Genomic DNA, 6320 nt, shown 5'->3' with positions numbered 1-6320 from the left:
CCCACGACGACGGCCAGGGCGGCCAGGACCTGACCCAGGCCGACGTGATCCTGGTCGGTGTGTCGCGGACCTCCAAGACCCCGACCTGCATCTATCTGGCCCATCGCGGCGTGCGCGCCGCCAATGTGCCGCTGGTGCCGGGGCGTCCGCCGCCGCAGGAGCTGTTCGAGCTGAAGAACACCCTGATCGTCGGCCTGATCACCTCGCCCGACCGGCTGATCCAGATTCGCCGCAACCGCCTGCTTTCCCTCAAGGAGACCCGCGAGAGCGACTATGTCGAAGCCGACGCCGTGCGCCAGGAGATCATCGCCGCCCGCCGCCTGTTCGAGCGCCAGGGCTGGCCGGTGATCGACATCACCCGCCGCTCGGTCGAGGAGACGGCGGCGGCGGTGATCAACCTGCTGTCGGGCGGCCGCGGCAAGGTCGAGGTCATGGGAGCCTGACGCCTGTGACGCTTACCCCTGTTACCCTGGCGTCCAAGAGCTCGGCCCGCCAGATGATCCTGCAGAACGCCGGCGTCGCCTTCGAGGCGGTCGGTTCCGGCGTCGACGAAGACGCCGCCAAGGCTGGACTGCTGGCCGAAGAGGTCAGCCCGCGCGACATCGCCGATGCGCTGGCCGAGATGAAGGCGGTCAAGGTCTCGACCAAGCGGCCGGGCCTGGTGATCGGCGCGGACCAGACGCTCGACCTGCGCGGCAAGCTGATCGACAAGGTGGATACGTTGGACGAAGCCCGCGCCCGGCTGCTCGAGCTCCGGGGCCAAGTCCACAAGCTGCACTCGGCCGTGGTCGTCGCCCGCGACGGCCAGCCGATCTGGCGAGTCGTCGATACGACCAAGCTGTCGGTGCGGCCGTTCAGCGAGGCTTGGCTGGACCAGTATATAGAGCGGCGAGGCGAGGCCCTGCTGTGGTCGGTCGGCTGCTATGAGCTGGAGAGCGAGGGCGTGCAGCTGTTCGACCAGATCGACGGGGATTACTTCGCCATACTGGGTCTGCCTTTGGTCGGACTTCTGGACTTCCTGCGTCTCCACGGAGCCCTGGTGGCATGACTTCGACGAACTCGGGGACAATCTCCGGCGCGGCGGTCGTCGGCGGCGTCTGCGGCCAGCCGATCAAGCACTCGATGAGCCCGGTGATCCACAACGCCTGGATCGCCGCGGCGGGCCTCGACGCGGCCTATGTGCCGTTCGCCCCGGCGGCCGAACGGTTCGAGACCTTCATCGACGGCCTGCGCGGCGGCGCGGTGCGCGGGGTCAATGTCACCATCCCGTTCAAGGAGCGCGCCCTGGCGCTGGCCGACACCGCCAGCGATCTGGCGAAGATGGCTGGGGCGGCGAACCTCCTGCTGTTCGCGCCGGACGGCTCGGTCCACGCCGACAATACCGATGGTCCCGGCCTGCTCGGCGCCGTCGAAGCTCAGGCGCCCGGCTTTGACGTCGCGGCCACCCCGGTCGTGATCCTCGGCGCCGGCGGCGCGGCGCGCGGGGCGATCGCCGCCCTGCTTCTGGCCGGCGCGCCCGAGATCCGCATCGTCAACCGCACCCTGGCCCGCGCCCAGGAGCTGGCCGACGCCTTCGGCGCCAAGGTGATCGCCGCCGAGGACGCCGCCCTGCCCGGCCTGCTGGCCGACGCCGGTCTCGTCATCAACGCCACCTCGCTCGGCCTGGGCGGCGGCGAGGGACCAGCGGCGGATCTCTCGCTCACGCCGAAGACGGCCGTGGTCATGGACATGGTCTACAAGCCGCTGCGCACCGAATTCCTGCGTCGCGCCGAAGCGGCGGGCCGCCGGACGGTTGATGGCCTGGAGATGCTGTTGCGCCAGGCCATACCCAGCTTCGAGGCGATCTATGGCGTCGCCCCCTCGCCTGCTGTCGATGTGCGCGGCATGGCCCTGAAGCTCTTGGGTGAATCATGCTGATCCTGGGCCTGACCGGATCGATCGGAATGGGTAAGTCGACGACCGCGGCGATGTTCGAGGCCGAGGGTGTTCCCGTCTACGACTCCGACGCCGCCGTTCACGCGCTCTACGCCGCCGGGGGCGCCGCCGTGGCTCCGGTGGAGGCCGCCTTCCCGGGCGTGCTGACCGACGGGGCGATCGACCGGGCCAAGCTCAGCGCCAAGGTCGTCGGCAACTCCGAGGCCATGGCCAAGCTGGAAGCGATCGTCCACCCGCTGGTCGGCGCCGACCGCATCGGCTTTTTCCAGAAGGCCCAGGCCGAAGGCCGGGACATCGTCGTGCTGGACGTGCCGCTGCTGTTCGAGACCGGCGGCGAGAAGAGCGTTCACAAGGTGGTCGTCGTCTCGGCCCCGCCCGAGGTGCAGCGCGCCCGCGTCCTGGCCCGCCCGGAGATGACGCCCGAGAAGTTCGAGGCGATCCTGGCGCGCCAGCTGCCCGACGCCGAAAAGCGCGCCCGCGCGGATTTCGTCATCGACACCGGCCAGGGCGTCGAACCTGCTCGCCAGCAGGTCCGCGACCTTCTGACTCTGTTGAGAACTTCCCGCTCCGCTTGATGCCGGAGTCGAACCGGCTCAAAGAAGGGCCATGGCCCGCGAGATCATCCTCGATACCGAAACGACCGGCTTCGATCCCAAGACGGGAGACCGCCTGGTTGAAATCGGCTGCATCGAGGTGGTCGACTTCATGCCGACGGGCCGCTCGTTCCACGAATATTGCGACCCGCTGCGCGACATGCCGGCCGAGGCCGAGAAGGTCCACGGCCTCTCCAGCGCCTTCCTGGCCGGCAAGCCGAAGTTCCACGAGATCGCCGATCGCTTCGTCGAGTTCGTCGGCGACAGCGTCGTGGTGGCCCACAACGCCGCGTTCGACCGGCAGTTCGTCAATTTCGAGCTGGAGAAATGCGGCCGCGCCCCGATCCATGAGGACCGCTGGGTCGATACGCTCGCGATGGCCAAGAAGCGCTTTCCGGGCATGTACAACTCGCTCGACGCGCTGTGCAAACGCTTCAAGATCAGCCTGGAAAGCCGCGACAAGCACGGCGCCCTGATCGACGCCCACCTGCTGGCCGAGGTCTATCTCGAGCTGCAGGGCGGTAAGGAACGGGCCTTGGAGCTGACCCATGTGGTCGAGACCTTGGCCGTGTCGGCCGCCGTCCAGGGCTCTTACGGCGCCCGCGCTCGCCCGCTCGCTCCGCGTTCGACCGACGCCGAGCGGGAGGTCCATGCCGCCTGGGTTCGCAAGAACCTCAAGGAGCAGGCCTTGTGGATCAAATTCGGGGTCGTCTCCGCTGAAGGCTAAGGCCGGCTGGGCTTTCCAGCTCCGCTCGGCTCACGCCATGGCGCATTCGCCCGAAAAGTTGACGGACCCAGAGTTCGCAACTCAAAGGCCACGTTCTGCATAACCGTGGTATTCAAAACGGATCTCAGGCGCTGAGGCAGAACTTGGCTCTTAGATAGGTCATATTGTCGCGCCTCACGATGTATTAATCACGAATTCACCGGCCGCGCCGATCAACTTCGCCCAACAATTCTGGATTTCTCAGAAACGGGGCGATCTCTCGTGCGAAAATTATTCTCCGTAACTCTGCTGGCTGCATCGATGATGGCCAGTGTCGCCGCCGCCCAAGAGGCGCCGGCGTCGGACGCCGCCTCGCTCGAGGAGCTGAAGGCGCAGATCAAGGTCATGCAAGAGCGTCTCCAGTCCCTGGAGACCAAGGCCGCGGCCAAGCCCGCGGCCGCGCCCGCGACCCAGATCAAATGGGAAGGTTCGCCTCGCTTCACGGACGCCAGCGGCGCGACGTTCAAGCTGCGCGGTCGCGTCATGCTCGACGGCGTCAACGTCAATGTCGACCGCGACACCGGCCCCTCGTACAAGGCGCGCCAATATCGCGCCCGCCAGGTGTTCCTGGGCGCGGAAGGCGCGTTCGGCCAGTGGGCCTATCGCATCGAAGGCGGCGCGGCGAACGGCGGCGCCTGGGGCTGGGACGACGCGGTCATCGAATACAAGACCAAGAGCGGCGTGCTGATCACGCTCGGCAACCAGAAGACCACCGGTCTTGAGAACCTCACCTCGATCAAATCCATCACCTTCATGGAGCGGGGCCCGTTCGGCGATCTGAACGACAATGGCTTCGTGCTGGCCGCCCAGGTCACCAAGGTCGGCAAGAACTGGTCGCTGCGCGGCGCGCTGCAGGGCGACACGATCAACAAGGCCGACGTCTCGGCGGGCGCCTATAACGCCAACAAAGCCAAGGAGCGCTCGGGCTTCGCGGCGCGCGGCACCTGGGCGCCGGTGATGACCCCGACCGACGCCGTTCACCTGGGCGCCTCGGTGCGCTACCGCGAGACCGGCGGCGAGGCGGGCTTCACCTATTCGGCCGCGGCGAACACCGCCTACAAGCCCCAGACCTCGACCGGCGGCGTGCTGCTGTCGACCGGCGCGGTCGGCAAGAGCGACACCACTGTGGGCGTTGAAGCGGCCTGGGCTCACAAGAGCGTTTCAGTCCAGGGCGAGGTCGCCCGCATCAAGGTCAACCGCGTGGCCACGACCCAAAGCGCGGCCAACGGCGGTCCGGACTTCAACATCGTCACGGGCTACGCCTCGGCCAGCTGGTTCCCGACCGGCGAGACCCGTCCGTACAGCGCGGCCGGCCAGTTCGGGAAGATCAAGATCGCGCACCCGATCGACAAGGGCGGCATGGGCGCCTTCGAACTGGCGGGCCGCTACGACTACGCCGACCTGACCAAGATGAGCCCGAACGCCGTAACCGCCCTGGCCAGCCAGCCGGGCCTGGCGACGGCCGGCACCTACAAGGGCCTGACGGCGGGCGTGAATTGGTATCCCCAGAACAACGTCCGCTTCATGGCGAACATCACCAAGGCCAAGGTCAACAATCGCCGCATCGGCGCGATTGAGAACGACGCCGACGTGACGGTCGTCCAAGCCCGCATGCAGATCGAATTCTAGCTCTATCTTTCATAAATTCTCGGCGGTCTGGAGACCTGGATGTCGTTCCTGAAGAACATCTCGATCCGTAACAAGATCATGCTGTCGTTTGGCCTGTTGCTGGCCGCGGCCGTGGCGATGATCGTCAGCGTCTTCCTGCAGCTCACGGGCATGCAGCAGGCCATCCGGTTGAACGATGAGAGCAAGTCGATCATCGACCAGACCCAGACCGCGGAGAAGAACATCCTGCGGGTGAACTCGCAGATGCGCGGGATCCTGCTGACGGGCAGCGTCAAGTACATGGCCTCTTACGACGAGGGCCTGAAAGGCTTCGACGACGCGATCGCCAAGCTCGATTCCTTCAACCTGACCGACAAGGAAAAAGCCGACCTGGCGAAGGTGAAGGCCGACACCAAGATCTGGCTGGACACCTACGGTCGGCCGCTGACCATGGCCGGGCTGGATCCCGCCCGTAAGGAGGAAGGCCGTCAGATCCTGACGGACGCCGGCGAGAAGGCTCGGGTAACCCACATCATCAAACGGATCGGGGTGATCCGCTCGACCGAGCAGGCGCGAATGGCCATGCGCGAGGACGCCCAGCACAAGGCGATCTTCTCGTCGGTCGCCATGCTGATCGGCGGCGGCCTGGGCCTGGTCGTCATCGCCGTGGGCATGGGCTGGCAGCTGACGACCCTGGTCGCGGCTCCCGTGGGCCGCATGACCCAGTCGATGCTGCGCCTGGCCGACGGCGACTTCGACGTCGAGACGCCCGACCGTGATCGCGCCGACGAGGTGGGTTCGCTGTCGCGCGCTTTCGAGACCTTCAAGGAAAACAGCCTCAAGGCCATCCGCCTCGAGAAGGAAACCGGCGCCATGCGCGAGGCCGGGGAGGCCGAGCGCGCCAAGACCGAGGCCCAGCGCGCCCGGGAGGCGGCCGAGGATCGCGCGGCGATCGAGGCGCTGGGCAAAGGCCTGCACGCCCTGTCGACCGGCGATCTGACGCACCGGATCACCGAACAGCTTTCGCCCAAGACCGAGCAGCTGAAGGACGACTTCAACGCCTCGATCGCCAAGCTCGAGAACGTGATGTCGGGCGTTCGCCACGCGGTCATGACCATCAGCGGCGGGGCTCGGGAAATCTCCGCCGCCTCCGACGACCTGTCGCGTCGCACCGAGCAGCAGGCCGCCAGTCTGGAAGAGACCGCCGCGGCGCTGGAAGAGATCACCGCCACGGTCAACAAGACCGCCGAAGGCGCGGGTTTCGCCCGATCGGCGGTCGCCGGCGCCAAGTCCGACGCCGAGAGCGGCGGCCAGATCGCCGAGCGCGCGGTCGCGGCCATGAGCGAGATCGAAAGCTCGTCCAGCCAGATCAGCCAGATCATCGGCGTGATCGACGAGATCGCCTTCCAGACCAACCT

7 protein-coding genes are annotated in these 6320 nt (G+C 67.0%); all 7 read left to right on the top strand.

The genetic code is table 11. The features are described 5' to 3' along the window. Positions 1 to 443 (top strand): kinase/pyrophosphorylase (locus Q0379_RS10160; RefSeq protein ID WP_299007882.1); only part of this gene is annotated, 443 nt, incomplete at its 5' end. A gap of 5 nt (positions 444 to 448) precedes the next feature. Further along, complete coding sequence (locus tag Q0379_RS10155) at positions 449 to 1048, top strand: nucleoside triphosphate pyrophosphatase (RefSeq protein WP_299007879.1); 600 nt, start codon at positions 449 to 451, stop codon at positions 1046 to 1048. Next, positions 1045 to 1917, top strand: a complete 873-nt coding sequence (gene aroE / locus Q0379_RS10150; protein ID WP_299007876.1) for a shikimate dehydrogenase — start codon at positions 1045 to 1047, stop codon at positions 1915 to 1917. Before Q0379_RS10155 ends, aroE begins: the two co-directional genes overlap by 4 nt. Then, positions 1911 to 2510, top strand: a complete 600-nt coding sequence (gene coaE, locus Q0379_RS10145) for a dephospho-CoA kinase (protein WP_299007873.1) — start codon at positions 1911 to 1913, stop codon at positions 2508 to 2510. Before aroE ends, coaE begins: the two co-directional genes overlap by 7 nt. A gap of 31 nt (positions 2511 to 2541) precedes the next feature. Continuing rightward, positions 2542 to 3255, top strand: coding sequence for a DNA polymerase III subunit epsilon (gene dnaQ, locus Q0379_RS10140; RefSeq protein WP_299007870.1), 714 nt, complete (start codon positions 2542 to 2544; stop codon positions 3253 to 3255). 300 nt (positions 3256 to 3555) lie between these two features. Beyond that, positions 3556 to 4923, top strand: coding sequence for a porin (locus Q0379_RS10135; protein ID WP_299007868.1), 1368 nt, complete (start codon positions 3556 to 3558; stop codon positions 4921 to 4923). A 39-nt stretch (positions 4924 to 4962) separates the two neighbouring features. Next, positions 4963 to 6320: methyl-accepting chemotaxis protein (locus Q0379_RS10130; RefSeq protein ID WP_299007866.1), on the top strand; the 1358-nt coding region annotated here is incomplete at its 3' end.

Origin of the sequence: uncultured Caulobacter sp., assembly GCF_937900395.1 — a bacterium.
GTDB lineage: Bacteria > Pseudomonadota > Alphaproteobacteria > Caulobacterales > Caulobacteraceae > Caulobacter.
Note: the sequence above shows the minus strand (reverse complement) of the source record. Positions and strands in the feature narration are given on the sequence as shown.

Coding starts and splice junctions, on each gene's coding strand:
- aroE (WP_299007876.1), top strand. CDS start 1,045: ATGACTTCGACGAACTCGGGGACAATCTCCGGCGCGGCGGTCGTCGGC.
- coaE (WP_299007873.1), top strand. CDS start 1,911: ATGCTGATCCTGGGCCTGACCGGATCGATCGGAATGGGTAAGTCGACG.
- dnaQ (WP_299007870.1), top strand. CDS start 2,542: ATGGCCCGCGAGATCATCCTCGATACCGAAACGACCGGCTTCGATCCC.
- Q0379_RS10135 (WP_299007868.1), top strand. CDS start 3,556: ATGATGGCCAGTGTCGCCGCCGCCCAAGAGGCGCCGGCGTCGGACGCC.